21 protein-coding genes are annotated in these 21,204 nt (G+C 75.3%); 10 read left to right on the forward strand and 11 right to left on the reverse strand.

What is annotated here, in order from left to right; translation table 11 throughout:
- Window positions 1-4 precede the first annotated feature (4 nt).
- Entirely contained in the window at window positions 5-793 is a 789-nt protein-coding gene (locus ACWD4P_RS24265) for a uracil-DNA glycosylase (protein WP_449781028.1), read from the forward strand.
- 434 nt (window positions 794-1,227) lie between these two features.
- Here ACWD4P_RS24265 and ACWD4P_RS24270 read toward each other — a convergent pair whose 3' ends face one another.
- On the reverse strand, window positions 1,228-2,106 hold the full coding sequence (locus ACWD4P_RS24270; protein WP_449781029.1) for a CHAD domain-containing protein: 879 nt from the start codon (window positions 2,104-2,106) through the stop codon (window positions 1,228-1,230).
- Between the two features lie 246 nt (window positions 2,107-2,352).
- On the opposite strand from ACWD4P_RS24270, the gene ACWD4P_RS24275 reads away from it, so the two are divergent.
- The 3 genes from ACWD4P_RS24275 to ACWD4P_RS24285 all read left to right on the forward strand — a co-directional run bounded on the left by ACWD4P_RS24275 (window position 2,353) and on the right by ACWD4P_RS24285 (window position 4,819).
- Window positions 2,353-3,027 (forward strand): hypothetical protein, encoded by a 675-nt coding sequence (locus ACWD4P_RS24275; RefSeq protein ID WP_449781030.1) that lies wholly within the window; start codon window positions 2,353-2,355, stop codon window positions 3,025-3,027.
- 226 nt (window positions 3,028-3,253) lie between these two features.
- Window positions 3,254-4,051 (forward strand): thioredoxin domain-containing protein, encoded by a 798-nt coding sequence (locus ACWD4P_RS24280; RefSeq protein WP_449781031.1) that lies wholly within the window; start codon window positions 3,254-3,256, stop codon window positions 4,049-4,051.
- A gap of 117 nt (window positions 4,052-4,168) precedes the next feature.
- On the forward strand, window positions 4,169-4,819 hold the full coding sequence (locus ACWD4P_RS24285; RefSeq protein WP_449781032.1) for a vitamin K epoxide reductase family protein: 651 nt from the start codon (window positions 4,169-4,171) through the stop codon (window positions 4,817-4,819).
- Between the two features lie 7 nt (window positions 4,820-4,826).
- Here ACWD4P_RS24285 and ACWD4P_RS24290 read toward each other — a convergent pair whose 3' ends face one another.
- From ACWD4P_RS24290 to ACWD4P_RS24305, 4 genes are all read right to left on the reverse strand, one after another.
- Complete coding sequence (locus ACWD4P_RS24290; protein WP_359827358.1) at window positions 4,827-5,327, reverse strand: NUDIX hydrolase; 501 nt, start codon at window positions 5,325-5,327, stop codon at window positions 4,827-4,829.
- A 109-nt stretch (window positions 5,328-5,436) separates the two neighbouring features.
- Window positions 5,437-6,510 carry a serine hydrolase domain-containing protein gene (locus tag ACWD4P_RS24295; RefSeq protein ID WP_449781033.1) on the reverse strand — a complete coding sequence of 358 codons (1,074 nt, stop codon included), beginning with the start codon at window positions 6,508-6,510 and terminating at the stop codon, window positions 5,437-5,439.
- 65 nt (window positions 6,511-6,575) lie between these two features.
- Window positions 6,576-7,091 (reverse strand): GNAT family N-acetyltransferase, encoded by a 516-nt coding sequence (locus ACWD4P_RS24300; RefSeq protein ID WP_359827361.1) that lies wholly within the window; start codon window positions 7,089-7,091, stop codon window positions 6,576-6,578.
- Window positions 7,092-7,115: 24 nt separating this feature from the next.
- Window positions 7,116-7,547 (reverse strand): ankyrin repeat domain-containing protein, encoded by a 432-nt coding sequence (locus ACWD4P_RS24305; RefSeq protein WP_359827362.1) that lies wholly within the window; start codon window positions 7,545-7,547, stop codon window positions 7,116-7,118.
- Between the two features lie 396 nt (window positions 7,548-7,943).
- Between ACWD4P_RS24305 and ACWD4P_RS24310 the strand changes: the two genes are divergently transcribed.
- The 3 genes from ACWD4P_RS24310 to ACWD4P_RS24320 all read left to right on the forward strand — a co-directional run bounded on the left by ACWD4P_RS24310 (window position 7,944) and on the right by ACWD4P_RS24320 (window position 10,549).
- Window positions 7,944-8,138: a hypothetical protein gene (locus ACWD4P_RS24310; protein WP_359827363.1), complete on the forward strand. Its 195-nt coding sequence runs from the start codon at window positions 7,944-7,946 to the stop codon at window positions 8,136-8,138.
- 110 nt (window positions 8,139-8,248) lie between these two features.
- A complete protein-coding gene (locus tag ACWD4P_RS24315) occupies window positions 8,249-9,862 on the forward strand; it encodes an nSTAND1 domain-containing NTPase (RefSeq protein WP_359827364.1) in 1,614 nt (537 codons plus the stop codon).
- A gap of 312 nt (window positions 9,863-10,174) precedes the next feature.
- On the forward strand, window positions 10,175-10,549 hold the full coding sequence (locus ACWD4P_RS24320) for an RNA polymerase-binding protein RbpA (RefSeq protein ID WP_049655293.1): 375 nt from the start codon (window positions 10,175-10,177) through the stop codon (window positions 10,547-10,549).
- Between the two features lie 186 nt (window positions 10,550-10,735).
- On the opposite strand, the gene fxsA is transcribed toward ACWD4P_RS24320, so the two are convergent.
- From fxsA to ACWD4P_RS24345, 5 genes are all read right to left on the reverse strand, one after another.
- Entirely contained in the window at window positions 10,736-11,314 is a 579-nt protein-coding gene (gene fxsA / locus ACWD4P_RS24325) for an FxsA family membrane protein (protein ID WP_449781034.1), read from the reverse strand.
- A gap of 55 nt (window positions 11,315-11,369) precedes the next feature.
- Window positions 11,370-13,016, reverse strand: coding sequence for an apolipoprotein N-acyltransferase (lnt, locus tag ACWD4P_RS24330; protein ID WP_359827368.1), 1,647 nt, complete (start codon window positions 13,014-13,016; stop codon window positions 11,370-11,372).
- A gap of 112 nt (window positions 13,017-13,128) precedes the next feature.
- On the reverse strand, window positions 13,129-13,401 hold the full coding sequence (locus tag ACWD4P_RS24335; RefSeq protein WP_449781035.1) for a hypothetical protein: 273 nt from the start codon (window positions 13,399-13,401) through the stop codon (window positions 13,129-13,131).
- A gap of 277 nt (window positions 13,402-13,678) precedes the next feature.
- Window positions 13,679-15,286, reverse strand: coding sequence for an amidohydrolase (locus ACWD4P_RS24340; RefSeq protein ID WP_449781036.1), 1,608 nt, complete (start codon window positions 15,284-15,286; stop codon window positions 13,679-13,681).
- 51 nt (window positions 15,287-15,337) lie between these two features.
- Entirely contained in the window at window positions 15,338-15,778 is a 441-nt protein-coding gene (locus ACWD4P_RS24345; RefSeq protein WP_045694655.1) for an Lrp/AsnC family transcriptional regulator, read from the reverse strand.
- Window positions 15,779-16,007: 229 nt separating this feature from the next.
- Between ACWD4P_RS24345 and ACWD4P_RS24350 the strand changes: the two genes are divergently transcribed.
- Window positions 16,008-16,529, forward strand: a complete 522-nt coding sequence (locus ACWD4P_RS24350) for a hypothetical protein (protein ID WP_359827373.1) — start codon at window positions 16,008-16,010, stop codon at window positions 16,527-16,529.
- Between the two features lie 82 nt (window positions 16,530-16,611).
- On the opposite strand, the gene ACWD4P_RS24355 is transcribed toward ACWD4P_RS24350, so the two are convergent.
- Window positions 16,612-17,775: an acyl-CoA dehydrogenase family protein gene (locus tag ACWD4P_RS24355; protein ID WP_449781037.1), complete on the reverse strand. Its 1,164-nt coding sequence runs from the start codon at window positions 17,773-17,775 to the stop codon at window positions 16,612-16,614.
- Window positions 17,776-18,041: 266 nt separating this feature from the next.
- Between ACWD4P_RS24355 and ACWD4P_RS24360 the strand changes: the two genes are divergently transcribed.
- Together ACWD4P_RS24360 and ACWD4P_RS24365 are read left to right on the forward strand one after the other, a co-directional pair.
- Window positions 18,042-18,644 (forward strand): uridine kinase family protein, encoded by a 603-nt coding sequence (locus tag ACWD4P_RS24360; protein ID WP_449781045.1) that lies wholly within the window; start codon window positions 18,042-18,044, stop codon window positions 18,642-18,644.
- Window positions 18,645-19,032: 388 nt separating this feature from the next.
- The gene (locus ACWD4P_RS24365) at window positions 19,033-21,153 is read left to right on the forward strand and encodes an AAA family ATPase (RefSeq protein WP_449781046.1); all 2,121 of its coding nucleotides are present in this window, start codon (window positions 19,033-19,035) and stop codon (window positions 21,151-21,153) included.
- Window positions 21,154-21,204: the final 51 nt, after the last annotated feature.

Consider the following 21,204-nt stretch of genomic DNA (forward strand, 5'->3'; position numbering starts at 1 on the left):
GACCATGCCGCCCCTGGCCGTGCCCCCGTCCCCCGCCGGTGACCCCGCCGACCCCCGCCACCCCGCCGCGGCGGCCGCCCGGGCCGACGGACTCACCCCGCTGGACCGCGTCGTCACCGGCTGCCGGGCCTGCCCGCGCCTGGTGGCGTGGCGCGAGGAGACCGCCCGGACCAAACGCCGCGCCTACCAGGACTGGGACTACTGGGCCCGCCCCATCCCGGGCTTCGGCCCGCCCGACGCCCCACTCGTCCTGGTCGGCCTCGCCCCCGCCGCCCACGGCGCCAACCGCACCGGCCGGATCTTCACCGGCGACCCCTCCGGCGACCTCCTCTACGCCGCCCTCTACGACCTCGGGCTCGCCAACCGCCCCGAGTCCGTCCGCCACGGCGACGGCCTGGAACTCTTCGGCGTCCGGATCACCGACCCGGTCCGCTGCGCCCCGCCGGACAACAAGCCCAGCACCGCGGAACGCGACACCTGCCGGCCGTGGATCACCCGGGAGCTGGAGCTGATGCGCCCCACCGTGCGCACCGTCGTCGCCCTCGGCGGCTTCGCCTGGCAGGCGATGCTGCCGGTGATCGCGGACGCCGGCTGGCTCGTCCCCCGCCCCCGCCCCGCGTTCGGCCACGCCGCCCTGGCCCGCTTCCCCGCCCACGACGGCGGCCCGGAACTGCGGATGTACGGCTGCTACCACGTCAGCCCGCGCAACACGAACACCGGCCGACTGACCCCCACGATGCTCCACGACCTGCTCCGCGAAGCCGCCCGCTCCGCAGGGCTCGCACCCCGGTAGGGAACCCGACGGAGCCGGCCGAACCGCAGACCCGCCACCCCCTCGGCGGCCCCCGCCCGCGACGCACGGGCCCGGTCACCCGCCAGCCCGACCGAACCCGGCCCGGGCGGGGGCGTGACGCGCCCCCGCCCAGCCCCGGAGACCCGCGCGGAACCCGACGACAACACCGGCCCCGGGCTACCGGCATACGGCCGCGACCACGCCGGCCCACGCGACACGAACACCGGCCGCCACCATCTCGGCCCCGACGGCGAGGGGCAGTCCTGCGGCGACCGCCACCGGCCCGGTCCCGGTGGCTCGCAGCTCGGTGGCACGCAGCTCGGTGGCGAGTTCCTCCGCCTCGGCGCGGCAGTGGCCGGCCGACCCCCAGCGCGCCCTTCCAGGCGCCGACCCCCCCGGGAAGCCGGCCGCGCCGGGGCACCGGCCGGTGCCCCTCACCCGAACCGGGCCAGCTTCCGCTTGCCGGCCCGCCGCCAGACCTCCGGCAGCCGCAGACGGGCAGCCTCCTCGGTGGCCAGCCGGCGCCCGTACAGGACCCCGTAGCCGAAGGGCTCCACGCCGCTCGCCGCCTGGGCGGCCAGGGTGGCCGCCGCGACCACCGCGTCCTGGTGCTCCCCCAGCACGTCCTGGACGGCCTTCATCCGCTCGGTGTAGCGCTCGGCCCGGGCGCCGACCGCCGGGGCGGCGGTCTCGCCGGCGTATCGGGCGCGCTTGGCCGCCTTGCGGGCCGCGTGGAGGGCGGGGGCCCGCTCCCCGGGGGCGGCGGCGAGGGCGGCGCGGACGCGCTCGGCGGTGCGGCGCTGTTCGCGGGCGGCGATGCGGGAGAGCTCGGGCAGGGCGTCGCGCGCGGCCCGGCGCCGCAGCGGCGGGTCGGCGAGGAGGGCGGTGAGGGCCTCGCCGAGGGCCCGGCGGCGCGGGCTGTCGAGAGCGGCCACCACCTCGGGCCAGACCTTCCGGTACTCGGCCGCGCCCCACCGCTCCAGCGCGGCGGCGACCCGCTGGGGCTCGCACTCGGCGGGCAGCCCGCGGGCCTCGGCGGCCAGTCGGGCGGCCAGCACCTCGCGGTCGCGGGCCCCGCCGAGGGCGGCGGCGAGCCAGCGCAGCTCGGCGACCAGCTCGTCGGTGGCGCCGGGGGCGAACAGCCGCCGGAAGGTCCGCAGGGCGCTGCGCAGTCGCCGGCAGGCCACCCGCATCCGGTGCACGGCGTCCGGTTCGTCGGCCCGGACGGCGTCGTCCAGGCCGGCCAGCACCACCGCCTGGGCCTCGATGCGGGCCAGCAGCACCTGTCCCACCGTGGTCTCGGGTTTCGCCATGTGCGCTCGCCCCCTCGTCGGGTCGGCGGTCAGCGGCCAGTGGTCCGTGGTCAGCGGTCCGTGGTCAGCGGGAACGCCTTCCAGGCTAATCCGCGGACGGCCGCTGTCGACCGGGCGGACGACCCGCCCCGCAGCCCCGACGGACACGCCGGCGAGCGACCTCGCAGGCTACTGAGCGCGCGTCAGCCGGAACAGGGACCTACGGGCCCTCGTCCCGGACCCGAACGCCATGACATACTCCGGAGCGTGACGACCTCCTCCCACACGACCAGGGCCCTGCGGGCCGCGGTGTTCACCGCACTCGCCGTGCCCATGGCCGCGTTGGGCCAGGTGGTCATCACGGGCCGCCCGCTGCCGCTGTCGCTGGTGGCCTCGGCCGGCGCCGTCGTCTTCCTGGTCGCGGCCGTGCTGGCCGGCGGGGAGCGGCGGCTGCTGCACATCTCCGGCGTGATGGTGCCGGTCGAGCTGCTGCTCAACACGACCTTCAACCTGGGTCAGGCCGGCTGTTCGCCGGTGCTGACCGGCCAGGTGCCCGCCCGCGGGGTGAACCTGCTGGTGTGCGGCGGCGGTTCGGTGGACGGTTCGCTGCTGGCCGGCCCGCTGGGCCACGCCGGGCAGCTGGCCCCCGCCGCGACCCAGCTGCTGCTCCTGCTGGTGCACCTGGTGATCGCCCTGGCGGCCTCGGCCTGGCTGCGGATGGGCGATGCCGCCCTGTCCGGCCTGGCGAGGGCACTGCGCGCCCTGCGCGCCTCGCTGGCCGCTCCGCTGCGCGCCCTGATCGTCCTGCTGCTCCCGGCTCCGGTGCGTCCGGTGCTGCGGGTGCCGCTGCCGGTGTCGGACCGTGCCCGGCCGCGCCGCGAGGACGTGGTGCTGAGCCTGGCGCCCCGGCGCGGCCCGCCCGCCTTCGCGCCTGCCTGCTGATCACCGGTCCGGCCTGACCACCGGCCGTACCCGATCACCGAGCCGAGCCGAGTCGACCTCCGGTCCCACCTGACCACCGGTCCCGGCCGATCGACGCCCGTACCCGGCCGGACGGCCCCGGTACGCCCGCAGGCAGTGCGCACGACTCCCGCGTTCACCGACCCCGCCGCACCGTGTGCGGCCACCCGCGCGCACCCGCGCGCCGCGTACAGGAGTTGACTCCCCCATGTCGCAGGACAAGAACAAGAAGCGCATCACCGCCCGTGAGCGGATGCAGGAGGCGAAGCGCGTCGAGCAGCAGGCCGCCAAGCGCCGCCAGCGGATCGTCGTGACGGTCTCCGCGGTCGCCGTCCTGGCCCTCGTCGGCGGTGTCGCCTTCGCGATCTCCTCGGCCTCGGACAAGAACGACAAGTCGTCCGCCGCGGCGGCGCTGGTCGTGCCGGCGAACACCTCCGGCCCGGACGGCACCGTGATCACGTACGGCAAGGCCGACGCGCCGCACACCATGGCGATCTACGAGGACTTCCGCTGCCCGGTCTGCAAGCACTTCGAGGCGGCGAACGGCGAGACCGTCAAGAAGCTCACCGAGGACGGCCAGATCAAGGTGGAGTTCCACCTGGCGGCCTTCCTGGACAAGAACCTGGGCGGCAAGGGCTCGCGCACCGCCCTGGCCGCCGTCGGCGCCGCGCTGAACGAGGGCGTGGACCAGTTCAAGGCGTTCCACGACGTGCTGTACGCCAACCAGCCGGACGAGCGCGAGGACGGCTTCGGCGACGTCAACCACCTCCTGGACCTGGCCGGCCAGGTGCCCGGTCTGAAGACGGACGCCTTCGTGAAGGCCGTCACCGACAAGACCTATGCCCCGTGGGCGGCCAAGGTCTCCGACGCGTTCAACGACAGCGGGGTGACCGGCACCCCGACCGTCAAGGTCGACGGCAAGCAGATCACCCTGTTCGCCGGCAACGCCGTGGTCTCGCCCGACCAGTTCACCGCGCAGGTGAAGCAGGCCGCCGGCCTCCAGTAGGCCCTGTCGCCGCACCACCCACCGCACCACCGCACCACCGCACGTACGGCACCACCCGGCCCGGCCGAACTCCCGGCCGGGCCGGCTCCTCCCAGCCAGTCACCGGAGTGTGCTGCCATGACCGCCGCTACCACCGTGCACCCGCCCCGCCCCGCCCCCGACGACGCCGGACGGGCCCCGGTCGGCTCCGGCCGCGCCTACGCCCTCGTGCTGTTCCTCGGCGGGCTGGTCGGGCTGGCCGCCTCGGCCGTCCTGACCTTCGACAAGCTCCGCCTCCTGGAGAACCCCTCCTACGTCCCCAACTGCAACATCAACCCGATCATCAGCTGCGGTTCGGTGATGCGCACCGAGCAGGCGGAGGTCTTCGGCTTCCCCAACCCGCTGCTCGGGCTGGCCGCCTTCGGCGCGCTGACGGCGATCGGCGCGGGGCTGCTCGCCGGTGCCGCCTACCGGCGCTGGTTCTGGCTTGCTCTGAACGCGGGCACCGCGGTGGGCGTGGTGTTCGCGCACTGGCTGATCTACCAGGCGCTGTACGACATCGGCGCGCTCTGCCCGTACTGCATGGTGGTGTGGGCCACGGTGGTGGTGCTGTTCTGGTACACCACGCTGCACAACCTGCGCTCGGGCGTGATCCCGGTGGGCCCGCGGCTGGAGGTTGCCGCCCGGGAGGCGGCCCGCTACCACTGGGCGCTGCCGGTGCTGTGGGCGGCGGTGATCGCGCTGCTGATCCTCAACCGGTTCTGGTACTACTGGAGCACGCTCCTCTGAGCGGCCGTCACCCCACGTACCCGTCCGAGTGCAGCAGGGCGGCGGCGCCCGTCCGCCGGGCCTCCAGGGCCCCGGTGAGCCGGCGCGCCGCACCGGGCTGCAGCAGGACGGCCGCCTGGGCCGGGGTGAAGTAGCCGTGGTCGGCGATCTCCTCGGCCTGGGCCCGGACCACCGCGCCGGCCGGGACCGTCCCGCCGTCGAACATGAACTGCACCGCGGGGTGGGCGTGTTCGCCCTGGTCGGGGATCGCGTCGCGCCACTCGACCACGAGCAGGCGCAGCGGCCCGGCCAACAGCCCCGTCTCCTCGTGGAGTTCGCGGGCCGCGCACTCGGCGGGCCCCTCCCCCGGATCCATCCCGCCGCCGGGGAACTGCCACTGGTCGCGGTAACTCGCCTTCAGCAGCAGGACCTTGCCCGCCTCGTCGGTGAGCAGCACGCTGCACCCGACGTAGGCGCGCACCATTCCGGCGAGCCACTCGTCCTCCGAGAGTGCCCAGGTGTCCGTCATCGCGCCTCCTCCGCCGACCGCCGCCCTCGGGGACAAATCTGCCGCGATCCCCGGCCGCCAAACGGCGGTTCGCGCCGATTCCACCCGAATGAGTGCCGCCGGACGCTCCCTAACCGAACACGGCCCGCCGGAAGGCGTTGCGCAGGTCGGTGAGCTCCTGGATCCCCCGGTCGTAGTGGACCTTGTTGGTGAGCAGCAGGGCCCAGCGGCCGAGCCGCCGGGACACCCAGAAGCCGGTGCCGGTGAAGCCGTAGTGGACGAAGGTGCCCTCGGCCGGGTCGGTGCCGGGGGCGTGCAGCCAGGACAGGCCGCGGGCGGGGGCGAGGCCGCCGGTCTGCTCGCGCAGCGACTCCTCGATCCACGCCCCGCCCCAGGGCAGTCCGGGCGGCGGGGCGAGCAGCGCGGTGAGGAAGCGGGCGAGGTCCCGGGCGGTGGAGAAGGCGCCGGCGTTGCCGGAGACCCCGCCGAGCAGCCGGGCCGAGGGGTCGTGGACGACGCCGCACAGGTGGGCGCCGGCCGCCTCCTCGTACTCGGTGGGCGCGGTACGGGCGGTCAGCGCGGCGCCGAGCGGGCCGTAGCGGGTGTCGGCCATCCCGAGCGGCTTCCAGGCCCAGCGCGCGGCGAGCTCGTCCAGCGGGGCGCCGCCGAGGTCCTCGACGAGGTGGGTGAGCAGCACGGCGGCGCGGTCGGTGTACTCGACGGCCGTGCCCGGCGGCCGGTGCAGCGGCGCGGCGATCACCCCGGCCCGGATCGCCGAGGGCTCGCGCCCGTAGAGCTGCTCGAAGCGGGTGTACGGGAGCATTCCCGCGGTGTGGACGAGAAGTTGACGAGCCGTCACCTCGCCTGCGGGGTGCCCGGCGGACGGCGCCCACCAGCGGCCGAGCGGCTCGTCCAGCGGGAGCCGCCCGGACTCCCGCAGCACCCCGGCGCAGGGCCAGAGCGCGACGACCTTGGTGAGGCTGGCGAGGTCGTACAGGGTGTCCGGCCCGGGCCGCAGCCGCGCGTACGGTCCCTGCCCGAGTACGCCGTGGCTGCCACCGCCGAGGGTGCCGCCGGCGTCGCCGACGGCCCAGACGGCACCCGCCCCGACGGTCCGCGCGCCGACCCCGACCAGCCGGTCCAGCTCACCGCCGGGCGCGGCCAGGCCGGGCAGCCGGTCGGCTCCGGGCGTTCCGCGGCTCATCCGTCCCCCTCCTCGGGTCCGCCGGCCTCTCGGGCCGACGGGAGGCTACCCGGCGCGGCCACCGCTCAGACCGCCGGAGCGAGCTCCTTGCCGAGGCAGATGCTCTGCGGGTGGTCCTTGTAGATGCCGAACTTGCGGATCGCGGCGTAGCCCTCGGACTCGTACAGCGCGACGGCCTCGGGCTGCTCGGTGCCGGTCTCCAGGATGAAGCGGGTCCGCCCGGCCTGCGCCGCGGTCCGCTCCAGGCGGCCCAGCACCGCGCGGGCCAGGCCGCGGCCGCGGGCCGCCGGGACCACGAACATCCGCTTGACCTCGGCGTCGCCGTCGCGCAGTCCGTCCTCGCCGGCCTGCTTGGCCCGCCAGCCGCCGCAGGCGACGGGGCGGCCGTCCAGGTAGGCGATCAGGAACAGGCCGGCCGGCGCCTCGAAGTCCTCGGGGCGCATGACGGTCTCGTCCGGGTCGCCGTAGCGGCGCACGTACTCCTGCTGCACCTCCGCCGACAGGGCCTGGGCGTCGGGGTGCGCGTAGCCGGTGATGCGGAACTCGACGGTGCCGGTGGCCTGGGCGGTGCTGGTGCTCATGGTGGAAGAGCGTACGGCCAACGCTCAGCGGACCTCGAACCGGGCGACCAGGTCGTCCTTGCCGAACATCCGGGCGGTGTCCACGGCGCTCGGGGTGCCGGCCCGCGGGTCCGCGCCGCCGGCCAGCAGGACGTCGAGCACGTCCGTCGCGCCCTTGAAGACGGCGCCGGCGAGCGGGGTCTGGCCGCGGTCGTTGGCGCGGTTCGGGTCGGCGCCGTGCCGGAGCAGCTCCGCGACGGTGGCGGCGTGGCCGTGGTACGCGGCGAGCATGACCAGGGTGTCGCCGCGGTCGTTGGTGAGGTCGGCGGGGGCGCCCGCGGCCAGGTAGCCGGACAGGGTGTCGGTCTCCCCGGCCCGGGCGGCGTCGAAGAGCTTCCCGGCGAGCGCGATCACGTCGGCGTCGGGGACATCGGCGCCGGGGGCGTCGGCGGGCTGCTGGCTGGCGGCGTCGGTCATGGCGGGCGGCCTTTCCGGTCGGGTCGTCGGGCGGTCTGGGGCTGCGCCCAGGGCACGGTAGCGGCCGGTGCCGGAACGGGCCAGCGGGCGTCCGGAATCCGGATGACGGCCCGCGCCCGCCACGACACGCGGCCGCGCGCGTTGCGCAGCCATTCGAGCGAACTTCCCGGACCCCCCGGAAACTTCCCGCCCGCCGTCCGGGAATGCCTCGGCACACCGAATCCCCGCGAGGCCCGGCCGGCATCCCGGCCGGTCCGCATACCGCCACCCCGCCATCGGAGCGGTATTGGCGGGCAGAACCACCCATTTGCGCCGTTCCATCATCTATTACTTTTTGTCACGATTGGTGCACTTTCCGTAACACCCCTGCTTGTCCCCCTTCCTGAGGAGCGGAACGTGATCCTCTCGATTTCCGGCATCGTCCTGTTCGGCACCATCGCCTTTCTCTTCTTCCGCCGGGACGGACTAAAGGTCTCCCACGCCATCGTCTGCGCCCTCTTCGGCTTCTACATCGCCGGCTCCTCGATCGCACCGAGCATCACCGCGGGCGGCGCGAGCCTCGCCAGCCTGCTCAGCGGCATCAAGTTCTAGCCGCCCCCACTCTCCCCCGTACCGGCCCGGGCGCGGATCCCACCGCCCCCGGGCCCCGTCGTTCCCCACCTGCGCCACCCCACCCGTCCCACCGCCCGGGGAGTCAAGGAATGCCGCTCCACCGCCACCTCAGCAAGGGCCGCGCGATCGCCCGGACCGCCGGGGACCACGCCTCCGACATGTTCGCCCCGCTGTCCGTCATCGCCCGCGGCCTGCGCCACCACGCCGACTGGGCCAGGTCCCGCTGGCAGGACACCCCGAAGGAGCGCCGCGGACCGACGCTGTTCCTGACGGCCGCCATGGCGATCGGCGTCTACCTGCTGCCGCACGGCCTGCTGTTCGCGCTGATCGCCCTGATGGCCAGCGCCGCCTGGGCCGGCCGGACCCCGCGGGCGGCGCCCGCCCCGCCCGCGCCGGACGTCGCCGACGTCAAGCTCGCCGCCCTCTACTCGGCGCTCACCCCGTACCTGTGCGGCCCCGAGGACGCCAATCCGCTGTACCACTTCGAGGGCAGCTACAAGAGCGCCTTCGGCGGCTGGGAGTTCGACGGCGAGGGCCGGCTCGCCCGGCTGGAGATGACCTACCCCGCGTACTTCACCGACACCGAGCCGACCGCCCGGGCCAGGATCGAGCAGGTGGTCCAGGGCAAGGCCGGCCGGGCCCGCGAATACCGCTTCGACTGGGACGAGGAGTCCAACCGGCTGCGGGTCACCGCCCTCGCCCCGCTGCCCACCGACGTGGCGGCCCAGCGCTTCGTGGCCGCACCCGGCGAGATCGTGCTGGGCTTCACCGACGAGGACGGCACCGCCCGGACCATCCCCGTCACCCGGGGCGGCACGACCGTCCAGCAGCCGCCCGTGGTCTGGCGCACCGGCCCGCGCTCCGCCGAGCCGCACCTGCTGGTGCTCGGCGCCACCGGCTACGGCACCTCCAGCCTGCTGCGCTCGATCGCCCTCCAGGCCCTCCCGTACGGCGACCTGGTGGTGGTCGACGGGGCGGGCACCGGCGAGCACGCCTGCCTGGTGAACCGGCCCGGCGTGCACACCGTCGAGACCAGCCTGCACGGCGCGCTGGCCGCCCTGGACTGGGCCGTCGGCGAGACCGAGCGGCGGCTCGCCGCGCTCAACGCCGCCCGGCACGCCGGCGGCGCACCGCCCGAGGACGTCACCCGGCCGCTGTGGCTGCTGCTGGACCACCCGACCGAGCTGAGCGAGCTCGCCCAGGCCGAGGGCCGCCCCGATCCGCAGGACCTGCTGGAGCTGCCGCTGCGGCACGGCCGGGCGGCCCGGGTCACCGTGGTGGTCGCCGACGACCTCGCCGCCCGGGACCGGATCACCCCCAGCGTCCGCGCGACCACCCGGGCCCGCGTGGTGCTCGGCCCGGTCGGCCCCGACGAGGGGCGCGACGCGCTCGGCGCGCCGCTGGACATCGCACCCGCCGCCCACGCCCCGGTCGGCCGCGGCTACGCCCGGATCGGCAACGGCCTCCCGGTCCGGCTCCAGGTGCCCGCCACCGTCGACCCGCTGGACGACGAGGCCCCCGCGCCGCTGCGGGACGCGGTGATCGCCCTGCTGCCGCACCGGGACAGCCGGACGGAGGCGGCCGCCGCGCCGCCCCGCCCGGAGCACCCGCCCGTGGTCCCCGCAGCCGAGCCGGCCGCGCCGGGCCACCCGGTCGACCTGGCCAAGGGCGAGCCGATGATCCGTTCACGGCCGATCTCCTGACCGCCGGGCCGACCCGCCTCCCGGGCCGGTTCCCCCCGCTCCTCGGACGGGGGCGGCGACCACCGCCGAATCCCCTCCCGGTACGCTCGTCACGGAAAGTCCCCACGATCACCAGATGTGAAATAGGTGACACCTGGGGCGATATCACCGGCCAGATGTGACAAATCGGGCGCAGGTGGGTACAAACAGGGGCGGCACTACAGACGACGCATGTCCCGGGACGGGAATCTTCGTCGGAAGCCGAGCGTTGACCGAACGACGAAGAACAGCGACCACTAGTCCTGTGGGCCATAAGCCCGGGAGGCACGATTCATGAGCGAGCGAGCTCTCCGCGGCACGCGACTCGGGGCCACTAGCTACGAGACCGACCGTGGTATCGATCTGGCTCCCCGCCAGACCGTCGAGTACGCATGTCAGAACGGACACCGTTTCGAGGTTCCTTTCTCGGTCGAGGCGGAGATCCCCGCGACCTGGGAATGCCGCTTCTGCGGCCAGGAAGCGGCACTTCTCGACGGCGACGAGCCGGAGGAGAAGAAGATCAAGCCGACGCGCACCCATTGGGACATGCTGATGGAGCGCCGGACGCGCGAGGAGCTGGAGGAGGTGCTGGCCGAACGGCTGGCCGTGCTCCGCTCCGGTGGGATGAACCTCGCGGTGCACCCGCGGGACACCCGTAAGAGCGCCTGACACCTCGCTCCCGCCACGAGCGGGAGGACGCGAAAAGGGACCCTGGCAACCAGGGTCCCTTTCGCGTTGTCCGGGGCCGTCCGCCCTCGTCCGGGGCCGTCCTCCGGACCTCCGGACCGTCGCGCGGGTCGTCCGGGCAGCCGGACGCCCGGGGGCGGCGGGCGCCCCCGGGTGCGGCCGGTCCGGTCAGCCGGCGATCGGCGGGCGGTAGGTGGTGTCCGGGCCCTGCGGGCCGCGCGGGCCGGACTCCTCGTCCACGACCTCGCCCTGGATCACCTTGCCGTCCGGGCGGTGGATGCGCATCTGCTCCTGGAGCCGCATCGCGTCCGCGAACGCGTCCGCGCCGACGCCGGAGGTGCTGCGCAGCGCCTTGTCCGCCGCCCGGCGCCCCAGCGCCCGCCACAGCGCCCGGGTGGGCGGGAAGAGCAGGGTCAGGGCCAGCAGGTCCGACAGGAAGCCGGGGACGATCAGCAGCAGGCCGGCCAGCACCGTCATGCTGGTTCCGGTCTGCGGCTGCTCGGACTGCGGGCTCTTGCTCTGCTCGATCGCCGCCGACAGCGCCTTCAGCCCGGCCCGCTTGATCAGCGAACCGCCGATCAGGGCGCCCGCGATGAGCAGCAGCAGGACGGTGAAGCCGCCCAGCCACGAGCCGACCTGGACCAGCAGCCAGATCTCCAGCACCAGCCAGGCGGTCATGAGCAGCGGCAGCACCCGGCGCAGCCTGCTACGCGGGGCCGGACGGGTGGGGGTAGCTTGCTGGGTCACGGTACGAATCCACTCCAAGCGGTGCTCTGCGCGCCGCACGGGAGGTCCGGGCCGGCTACGGCACCACCTGGTCCAACGATTCCTGCGCGGCGGGTGTTCCGGCGGCGGCCTTCTTGCGGCGGCCGATCAGCACGGCAGCGCCGCAGGCCAGCAGGCCTCCGACGGCCAGCGTCCACTCCGGGGCGGCGCCGACCCGGTCGGCCACCGTGGTGCCGTCGCGCAGCGGGACGGTGGCCGACAGCTCGGCCGGCGTCAGCTCCTCGGTGCGCTGCCGGACGCCGCCGTCCGGGCCGATCACCGCGCTGATGCCGCTGGTGGCGGCGATCAGCACCGCCCGGCCGTGCTCGACGGCCCGCAGCCGGCTCATCGCCAGCTGCTGCTCGGGCTGGCCGGTCCGGGCGTAGGTGGCGTTGTTGGTCTGGACGACCAGGACCCGGGCGCCGCTGTCCACGGTGTCGCGGACGATCTCGTCGTACGCGACCTCGAAGCAGATCACGTCGCCGATCCTGGCCGGGCCGAGCTGCATCACGCCGTTGTGGTCGCCGGGGTAGAAGTCCCGGGCGACCCGCTGGAGGCGGGTGATCACCTTCATCAGCTGGTCGCGGAAGGGCACGTACTCGCCGAACGGAACGGGGTGCTGCTTGGTGTAGGAGGCGCCGGGACCGGTGACCGGGTCCCAGACGATGCCCTCGTTCTGGACGTGCTGGGCGTCCGGGCCGTCCACCAGGGTGCCGACCAGGGTGGGCACGCCGATCGCCCGGACCGCCTCGTCGATCCGCTGCCGGGCCAGCGGGTCGCTGAACGGGTCGAGGTCCGAGGAGTTCTCCGGCCAGATCACGATGTCGGGGCGCTCGACCTTGCCGGCCCTGACGTCGGCGGCGAGCCGCTCGGTGGCCGCGGCGTGGTTGTTGAGGACCATCATCGGGCGGCCCAGGAAGTCCATCCCCGGGTTGGGCACGTTGCCCTGGACGATGGCGACCTTGACGGTGTCGGCGGCGGCCGTGGGCACCGGGACGAGGTAGCCGGCCAGCAGCGCGGCCACCGCGCCGAGCGCCGCCAGCGCGGCCGCCCTCGGGGCCTTCCCCGGCCCGCGCAGCCGCAGCGCGGCCCAGGCCAGCAGGGTGCCGGACAGGGCGACCGCGAAGGTCACCAGCGGGGCACCGCCGAGCGCGGCCAGCGGGGTGTACGGGGTCGCGGTGTTGGCGAAGGCGAGCCGGCCCCAGGGGAAGCCGCCGAGCGGCAGCCGGTCCCGGGCCCACTCCTGGGTGACCCACAGGCAGGCCGCCCAGAGCGGCGCGCCGGGCAGCCGGGAGGCGACGGCCAGGGCGCCGCCGAGCAGGGCCAGGAACAGCGCCTCCACGACGGACAGGCCGATCGTGGCGTCCCAGCCGACCACCCGCAGCCAGCTGAGCAGCATCAGGAAGAACGGCAGGCCGAAGGCGAAGCCGGTCCACAGGCCCTGGCGGAAGGTACGGCCCCGGGTCAGCAGCGAGAGCGCGGCGACACCGAGCAGCGACAGCGGCCACAGGTCGTAGGGCGGGAAGGCGAGCGCCAGCAGCAGGCCGGCCAGGGCGGCGAGGCCGGTCCGGGGCAGCCCGGCCCGGACCTTGGCGAGTGCGCGGGCTCCGCGGCCGGGTCGGGACGCCGGCTCCGGCGGCTCGGGGACGGCCTCGGGCCGTTCCTTGGTGACGGGAGTGGCCACCGGCGCACCATCTTCCTGGGGCTTGCAGTTCGGACGCTGTGCGAAGAAGGTACCCCGGAACGTCGGTGACCCGTGAGGTCAGGGTGGTAGGGCCCGGCCGGCCGGCCCCGGGTCAGCGCGGGGCGTAGCGGACCCCGCGCAGCGGCCGGTGCCCGGCGAGCCAGTCGGAGACGGCACGGTACAGCGGGGCGTCCGGGTGCGCGCGGTCGGCCCGGGCCCAGGAGCTGACCGGGACCGCGGACGGGTCCTCGCGGTCCGGGCAGATGCGGACGCAGCCGATCACCTCGTCCCGGTCGGGCTCCAGGACGGTGTGGGCGAAGCCGGTCCGGGCCTCGAAGTCGGCCGCGTGCCGGCGCAGGTCACCGAGGTTCTGCTCCAGCGGCATGCCCTCGGCGGGGGGGGGCGGCGGCGGCCGGCCCAGCCGGGGGTGGCGCGGATGCGGGCGATGGAGCGGGGGTCTTCCGGTGGGGACCGCCGCACACCCGGTGCTGCCCACCGGAGCCCCCACGGTCCAGGCGGCGTGGTCGGAGGCGTTGTGCCGCTCACCCAGGGGCTCCAGGCGGAACTCCGGGCGAGCAGCTCGCGCGGGACGGTGAAGCCGGCGGGTACCAGGTCGGTCGTGCGATCAACCCGGGCCGCGCCCGCACGCCGTTCCGCAGGATTCAGCGCCGGTACACCGTGCGGCCGCGGACCACGGTGCGCAGGCAGGTCGGCAGCGGGTGGCCCGGGGTGAGGTCGGGCAGGCCGGGGGTGCCGGAGCGCGGGTCGGTGGACCAGCCCGCGACCCGGGAGTCGGGGGCCTGGACGACCAGTTCGCCGGCCGCCCAGATCGCGAAGCTGGCGACGGCGCCGGGGACGAGCACGCCGTCCTGGTCCCGGCCGACGGCGCGCCAGCCGCCCCGGGTGTGGGCGGTGAAGGCGGCCCGCACCGAGATCCGGTGGTCCAGGGTCCGGTGGAAGGCGGCGGCGCGGACGGTGCCCCAGGGGTCGAGCGGGGTGACCGGGGCGTCCGAGCCGAAGGCCAGCGGGACGCCGGCCCGCAGCAGCGCGGCGAAGGGGTTGAGGGCGGCCGCCCGCTCAGCGCCCAGGCGCTGGACGTACATGCCCTCGGGCCCGCCCCAGGCGGCGTCGAACGCGGGCTGGACGGAGGCGGTCAGGCCGAGCTCGGTGAAGGCGGCGACGGCCGCGTCGTCGAGCGCCTCGGCGTGCTCGACGCGGTGGCGCAGCGCCTTGACCCGGTCGGCTCCGACCTTGGTGCCGGCCGCCCGGACGCCCTCGATCACGGCGGCGACGGCCGCGTCGCCGATGGCGTGGAACCCGGCCTGGAGCCCGGCCTCGGTGCAGGCGGCGACGTGGTCGGCGACCTGCTCGGCGGTCAGGTAGGAGGTGCCGGTGTGCTCGGCGTCGGCGTACGGGGCGTGCAGGCACGCGGTGTGCGAGCCGAGCGCGCCGTCCACGAAGAGGTCGCCGCCGGCGCCCACCGCGCCGAGCCTGCGGGCGGTCTCCACCCCGCCCAACTCGCCCCAGTAGCCGAAGACTTCGGGCCCTTCTCCTTCGGCGGCCAGGGCCAGCAGGGCGGTCAGGTCGGCCTCGGAGGAGATCTCCGGGCCGGCGCACTCGTGCAGGGCGCCGATGCCGAGCTCGGCGGCGCGGGCGAGGGTCGCGCGCTGGGCCTGGCGGCGCTGCTCGGGGGTGAGGCGGGCCAGCGCGGTCTGCCGCACGGCGTGGTGGGCGTCCTTGGTGAGCGGGCCCTCGGGGTCGAAGCCGGGCGCCTCGGCCAGGCCCTCGGTGAGGGTGCGCAGCGCGGTGGTGGCCAGCGCGGAGTGCACGTCGGTGCGGGAGAGGTAGAGCGCGGCGCCGCGGGCGGCGGCGTCGAGTTCGGCGAGCGTGGGCGGGCGGCCCTCGGGCCAGCCGGTCTCGTCCCAGCCGTGGCCGATCAGCACCCCGCCGGACTCCGGCCGGGCGTCGACGAAGGCGGTGACGGCGGCCAGGGTGGCCGCCAGCGAGGGGCTGCCGGTGAGGTCGAGGCCGGTGAGCGCCAGGCCGGTGGCGGTGGCGTGCACGTGGGCGTCCACGAAGGCGGGGGTGACCAGGGCACCGTCCAGCTCGACGATCTCGTCGGCGGTCGCGGCGTACGCCTCGGCGGCGCCGTCACTGCCGACCCAGGCGACGTGCCCGCCTTCCACGAGCATCGCGGTGGCGAAGGGGTCGGCGGGGCTGTAGACGGCGCCGCCGCGCAGCAGGACGGTTCGTGAGGTGCGTTCGGTCATGTCGCCAAGTCTGCACGTCACCGGTTCCTCCGCGGAGACCGGCCCGCGGTTTCAGAGCTTCGGGGGCCGCGCCTCGTAGGGGGTGGACAGGACGACGGTGGTGCGGGTGGAGACGCCTGCGGCGCTGCGGATGCGGGCGAGCAGGTCCTCCAGGTCGCCGGGGGCGCCGACGCGGACCTTGAGTATGTAGTTCTCGTCGCCGGCGACGCTGTGGCAGGCCTCGATCTCGGGCAGGCCGGCCAGCCGTTCCGGGGTGTCGTCCGGGGCGCTCGGGTCGAAGGGTTTGACCGAGATGAACGCCGTCAGTGCCAGGTCGACGGCGTCGGGGTCGATGATCGCGGTGTAGCCGCGGATCACCCCGCGCTGTTCGAGGCGGCGCACCCGCTGGTGCACCGCCGAGGTGGACAGGCCGGTGGCCTTGCCCAGGTCCGTGTAGCTCATCCGGCCGTCCTCTAGGAGCAGCTGGACGATGCGTTGGTCGAGATCCTCCACAGTGCGCAAACCTACCCGGTCGGGAGCACGGGGGGCGCACGAGGTGGCACGGGGCAGGATCGCAGGTGCCGGGCGGGCACATGCCGGGCGAATGTGGCATCCGGTGTGGCCAAGGACACACCCGGTGCATCACGGTGCGCGAGACCGCAGGGTTATGAGTCCGGATCGCAGGGAAGTGCTGGTTGTGGCCCTGGACGACCACGCCGGGCCCGATCCTAGGGGGATCCTCATGCCTGCTACTGACCAGCGCGTGCTGGGCGCCGACGAGACCGACGATATGACCGACCGCGAGGACCTCGCGGTCGACCACATGCCGGGCACCGACCCCGGCGAGGCGGAGAACTGGGACATCTTCCGGGTCGACTGCCCGGAGTGCCGGCGGCCGATCGCCCTGGTGGCGGACGAGGACCGGCTTCCGCAGCACGCACTGCTGCCGACCGCCTGGAACCCCTTCGCCCCCGCGATCTGCCCGGGCTCGGGCGCGCCGACGGACGACCTGGCCGAGGTCGAGGCCCCGGAGGACGCCGAACCGGCCGGCTTCGACGCGCTGTTCAAGCTCCCGAGCGGGCTGGACTGGCGCACCCAGCCGTTCTCGCACGCCGTCGCCCACCGCCCGGTGCGGCTCTCCGCGGTCCCCCAGGGCGCCCCGGTGGCGCCCGCCGCCCCGACGGTCGCGGCGCTGCGGTCCGCCATCCCGGAGCAGCGCCGCCGTCGTCCGGCGCTGACCGGCCGCGCCGCCAGGGCGAGCTGACGCCCCGCCAGGACGGGCGAACGCCTCCGGCCGTCACTCCGCACCCTGGAGTGACGGCCGGAGGCCGTGTGGGGGGAGGGCGTCAGCCCTTCGTGAGGTGCCGGCCGATCACCAGGCGCTGGATCTGGTTGGTGCCCTCGACGATCTGCAGCACCTTGGCCTCGCGCATGTAGCGCTCGGCCGGGAAGTCCTGGGTGTAGCCGTAGCCGCCGAGCACCTGGACGGCGTCGGTGGTGACCCGCATCACCGCGTCGGTGCAGAACAGCTTGGCCATCGCCGCCTCCTTGGAGAACGGCCGGCCGGCGTCCTTCAGCCGGGCCGCGGCCAGGTAGAGCGAGCGGCCGGCCTCGATCTGGGTGGCCATGTCGGCGAGCATGAACGACAGGCCCTGGAAGTCGGCGATCGGACGGCCGAACTGGCGCCGGGTGCGGGCGTAGTCCACCGCGAGGTCGAGCGCGGCCTGGGCCACGCCTATCGCGCAGGCGGCGATGCCGAGGCGGCCGGAGTCCAGCGCGGCGAGCGCGATCTGGAAGCCCTGCCCCTCCTCGCCGATCAGCCGCTCGCGGGGCACCCGGGCGCCGTCGAAGTGCAGCTGCGCGGTGGGCGAGGAGCGCATGCCCATCTTGTGCTCGGGCGGCGCCGCGGACAGGCCCTGCTGGGTGCCGGGGACGAGCAGGCAGCTGATGCCCTTGGGCCCGTCGACGCCGGTGCGCACCAGGGCGCTGTAGAAGTCGGCCCGGCCCCCGTGGGTGATCCACGCCTTGGTGCCGTTCACGACGTACGCGTCGCCGTCGAGGTCGGCGCGGGTGCGCAGCGCGGCCGCGTCCGAGCCGGACTGCGGCTCGGAGAGGCAGTAGGCGCCCAGCTGCTCGCCGGAGAGCATGGCGGGCAGCCAGGCGTCGCGCTGCTCGTCGGTGCCGAAGGTGGCCAGCGCGTGGCAGGACAGGGTGTGCACGCTGACGCCGAGGCCGACGGCCAGCCAGCCGCTCGCGAGCTCCTCCAGGACCTGCAGGTAGACCTCGTAGGGCTGTTCACCGCCGCCGTGCTTCTCGTCGTACGGCAGGGAGAGCAGGCCGGCCTCGCCGAGGGTGCGGAAGACCTCCCGCGGGAAGCGGCCGGCGGCCTCGTCCTCGGCCGCGCGCGGCTGGAGTTCGCGCTGGACCAGCTCCCGGGTGAGGCTCAGCAGCTCACGGGCCTCCTCGCTCGGCAGCTGGCGCTCCACGGCTTTCACAGGGGAGGGGGTCATGGCGGCGGTCGCCTCCTCGATCGGGCGCCGGGCCGAGGTGTCGGGCGGTCCGGCGTGGGGTGCGGCTGGTCGGACCGACCGGCACCGGGTTGCGGTGAACGGCCGTTCACAGTCGTGGCGAAGGCGAGTATGCCCGAATCCCGGGCCGCCGTCACGACCTGCACTGATGAACTGGACGCAGTGGCGGGCTACGGCACCGTAGGGTTGACGTTGTGGCTGTATTCGAACCTTTCCGCCCCCCGTTCCGGCCCGCCGCCGACGCCCGGTTGAGCGTGCTCGCGGCCGAGCTGCGCGCACTGCCGCCCTCCTGCGGGCCGGTGCGGCTGGTCGCGGTGGACGGGCACGCGGGTTCCGGCAAGACCACCTTCGCCGGGCGGCTGGCGGCGGCGCTGGGCGGGGCCCCGGTGGTCCACCTCGACGACCTGGCCACCCACGAGCAGCCCTTCGACTGGACCGAACGGCTGCGCGAGCAGGTGCTGGAGCCGCTGGCGGCCGGGCGGGACGCCGAGTACCGGGTGTACGACTGGACGCTGCGCCGCTTCGCGGGCACGGCCGCGGTGCCGGCCGCCCCGGTGGTACTGGTGGAGGGGGTCGGCGCCGGACGGCGGGCGGTGCGGCCGTGGCTGGCGCGGGTGGTCTGGATGGAGCTGGACGCCGTCTCGGCCCGGCGCCGCGGGGAGGAGCGGGACGGTCCGGAACTGGCCGAGTTCTGGGCGGGCTGGGCCCGGGCCGAATCGGCGCATTTCGCCGCCGACCCGAGCCGTCCGTACGCCGCGACGCGGGTCGACGGGGTGACCGGCCGGATCGCCGCGGGCACCGTCGGTGAATCTTCAACCATCGCCTTGACCTGCGACATCGCCAGGATCTAGGTTCTCCTCAGCCACCGGAACGAAAGATTCCGGTCGCCTCGGACCCGGCGCCCCCGGCTTGTTCCCCCGTGAGCCGGGGGCGCCGCCCGGTCCCCTTCCGAAACTCGCTCCCCCGCCGCCGCTTCCGTCGCCCGGCCGCTCAACGGGCGCTCGCGCGATCGCATTTGACCCTGTGCGGCACCCTTCCGGATCAGCGCCGCGCCGGTACGATTCCTGGCAGGCGCACATGCGCCGCACAGGTCTACGACCACCGGCCGGGCTGGGCGCGGGCGACTCGCCGGCCGAGCCCCGGGCCGCACCGCGGGGGGCGTGAGTGACGACGGTGGACAGTTCCGACAGCACGGCGGGCGGGCCGGACCGGCTCGCCGACCGCGCCTGGCTGCGCGCCATGGACGCCTACACGGCCGGTGCGTACACCCGGGCCGAGGAGGAGTTCCGGGCCGCCGTCCGGCTGGACCCGGGCATGGCCGACGCCTGGCTCGGGCTGCACGCGCTGCGCAGCGACACCTCGGCCGCGCTGCTCGCCATGTACCGCCACCAGAAACGGTTCGGCGAGCAGCGACGGCTGCACCGACGGCCGCTCAGTTCCTGGTACTGGCTGGGCTGGTGGGTGCAGCCGGTGCTGGAGGACGCCCGCGACCTCGCGCTGGCGCACGCCTCGCACTGGCTGGACGGCCGCCACCTGGCCGAGCTGGACCGGGCGTTGGAACAGTGCCCGGCGCCCAGCGAGGACCCGTCCGCCCGCTTCCTGTACGCCTGCCGGTCCTACCTGCTCAAGGACTGGGAGCAGCTGATCCGGGACACCGACCGCCTGCTGGACGACCCGCTGCTCGGCATCGAGGCCGGACTGTTCGCCGGCATGGCGCGGGTGCGCCTCGACATGTGCGCCCAGGCGCAGGCCCCGCTCGCCGCCTCACTGGCCCGCTGCCGCTCCGAGCAGCCGCAGCGCAAGGAACTGCGGTACTGGCTGGCCCGGGCGTACGAGGGAGCCGGGCGCAGCGCCGCGGCGCTGCCGCTCTACCGGGCGGTGCACCGGGCGGACCCGGCGTTCATGGACACCGCGGCGCGGCTGGCGGCCATAGCGGCCGAGGACGCGCTCGCGGACGGCCTCACCGACGGCCTGGACGGGCTCGTGGACGGCCTGTCGGCGGGCGGGCGACCGGGGACGGCCGACGCCGCACCCGGCGGGCCGGGCCTCGACCCCGGATACCCGGACGAGACCGGCTTCGCCGGGATGCCGGGGTACGGCGGGGAGTTCGGGGACGCGGGCGGGCCGAGCGGCGCGACCGTCTCCGGCGACGGGGTGTCGACCGCCGGGGTTCCGGGCGGCGGGCCGCTCTCCGGGCCCCTCGGCGGACCGCTCGGCGGTCTGCCCTCCGGCGGCGGGCCCTCGGTGGACGCCGGACTGGTCGACGCCGGGCTGCCGGACGGGCCCCCGGCGGACGGCGCCCTGACCGGTGGCGCCCTGCTGGACGGCGCGATGGCCGGCGGCGCCTCACCGGACGGCGCCCCGGCCGACGGGGCCCCGCAGGCCGCCGGCGAGCGCTCCGGTCAGGGCGCGCCGACCGGCCCCGCCCTGCCGCCGTCGCTGCCCGCCCTCGGCCGGGTGCAGCCCCGGACCGCGGCCGCGCCCGAGCCGCGGACCGGCGGCGACGAGCGGGAGCTGGACGCGGCCCTGGCCGAACTCTCGCTGATGGTCGGGCTGGAGCCGGTCAAGCGCCAGGTGCGGGCGCTGTCCGCCCAGTTGAGGATGTCCCGGCTGCGGGCCGAGGAGGGCCTGCCCGTCCAGCCGCCGAAGCGCCACTTCGTCTTCTCCGGCCCCTCGGGCACCGGCAAGACCACCGTGGCCCGCATCCTCGGCCGGGTCTTCCACGCCCTCGGCCTGCTCTCCGGCGACCACCTGGTGGAGGCCCAACGCGCCGACCTGGTCGGCGAGTTCCTCGGCCAGACCGCCGTGAAGGCGAACGAGCTGATCGACTCCGCGCTGGACGGCGTGCTGTTCATCGACGAGGCGTACAGCCTCTCCAACTCCGGCTACACCAAGGGCGACGCGTACGGCGACGAGGCGCTCCAGGTGCTGCTCAAGCGCGCCGAGGACAACCGGGACCGGCTGGTGGTGATCCTGGCCGGCTACCCCGAGGGCATGAACCGGCTGCTCGCCACCAACCCGGGCCTCAACTCCCGCTTCACCACCCGGGTCGACTTCCCCAGCTACCGCCCCGGCGAGCTGACCGCCATCGGCGCCGCGCTGGCCGGCCGGGACGGCGACGGCTGGGACGAGGACGCCGCCGAGGAACTGGCCAGCATCTGCGTCCACGTGGTCCGCGAGGGCTGGATCGACGAGCTGGGCAACGGCCGGTTCATCCGCACCCTGTACGAGAAGTCCTGCGCCTACCGGGACCTGCGGCTGTCGCTGCTGCGCGAGCCGCCGGGCCGGGAGGACCTGGCCACCCTGCGGCTGCCGGACCTGGTCCAGGCGTACGGGGAGCTGATCGACGGCCGGCACTGACCGCTGGCGTGGGCCGGCCGGCGGCCGGGGCTGACCGGCGGCCCGGGCCGG

Source organism: Kitasatospora sp. NPDC002543, assembly GCF_053594915.1.

What these genes read in the sequence shown, in the direction of transcription:
- ACWD4P_RS24265 (WP_449781028.1), top strand. Translation starts at nt 5, where the DNA reads ATGCCGCCCCTGGCCGTGCCCCCGTCCCCCGCCGGTGACCCCGCCGAC.
- ACWD4P_RS24270 (WP_449781029.1), bottom strand. Translation starts at nt 2,106, where the DNA reads ATGGCGAAACCCGAGACCACGGTGGGACAGGTGCTGCTGGCCCGCATC.
- ACWD4P_RS24280 (WP_449781031.1), top strand. Translation starts at nt 3,254, where the DNA reads ATGTCGCAGGACAAGAACAAGAAGCGCATCACCGCCCGTGAGCGGATG.
- ACWD4P_RS24285 (WP_449781032.1), top strand. Translation starts at nt 4,169, where the DNA reads ATGACCGCCGCTACCACCGTGCACCCGCCCCGCCCCGCCCCCGACGAC.
- ACWD4P_RS24290 (WP_359827358.1), bottom strand. Translation starts at nt 5,327, where the DNA reads ATGACGGACACCTGGGCACTCTCGGAGGACGAGTGGCTCGCCGGAATG.
- ACWD4P_RS24295 (WP_449781033.1), bottom strand. Translation starts at nt 6,510, where the DNA reads ATGAGCCGCGGAACGCCCGGAGCCGACCGGCTGCCCGGCCTGGCCGCG.
- ACWD4P_RS24300 (WP_359827361.1), bottom strand. Translation starts at nt 7,091, where the DNA reads ATGAGCACCAGCACCGCCCAGGCCACCGGCACCGTCGAGTTCCGCATC.
- ACWD4P_RS24305 (WP_359827362.1), bottom strand. Translation starts at nt 7,547, where the DNA reads ATGACCGACGCCGCCAGCCAGCAGCCCGCCGACGCCCCCGGCGCCGAT.
- ACWD4P_RS24315 (WP_359827364.1), top strand. Translation starts at nt 8,249, where the DNA reads ATGCCGCTCCACCGCCACCTCAGCAAGGGCCGCGCGATCGCCCGGACC.
- ACWD4P_RS24320 (WP_049655293.1), top strand. Translation starts at nt 10,175, where the DNA reads ATGAGCGAGCGAGCTCTCCGCGGCACGCGACTCGGGGCCACTAGCTAC.
- ACWD4P_RS24335 (WP_449781035.1), bottom strand. Translation starts at nt 13,401, where the DNA reads ATGCCGCTGGAGCAGAACCTCGGTGACCTGCGCCGGCACGCGGCCGAC.
- ACWD4P_RS24340 (WP_449781036.1), bottom strand. Translation starts at nt 15,286, where the DNA reads ATGACCGAACGCACCTCACGAACCGTCCTGCTGCGCGGCGGCGCCGTC.
- ACWD4P_RS24350 (WP_359827373.1), top strand. Translation starts at nt 16,008, where the DNA reads ATGCCTGCTACTGACCAGCGCGTGCTGGGCGCCGACGAGACCGACGAT.
- ACWD4P_RS24355 (WP_449781037.1), bottom strand. Translation starts at nt 17,775, where the DNA reads ATGACCCCCTCCCCTGTGAAAGCCGTGGAGCGCCAGCTGCCGAGCGAG.
- ACWD4P_RS24365 (WP_449781046.1), top strand. Translation starts at nt 19,033, where the DNA reads ATGGACGCCTACACGGCCGGTGCGTACACCCGGGCCGAGGAGGAGTTC.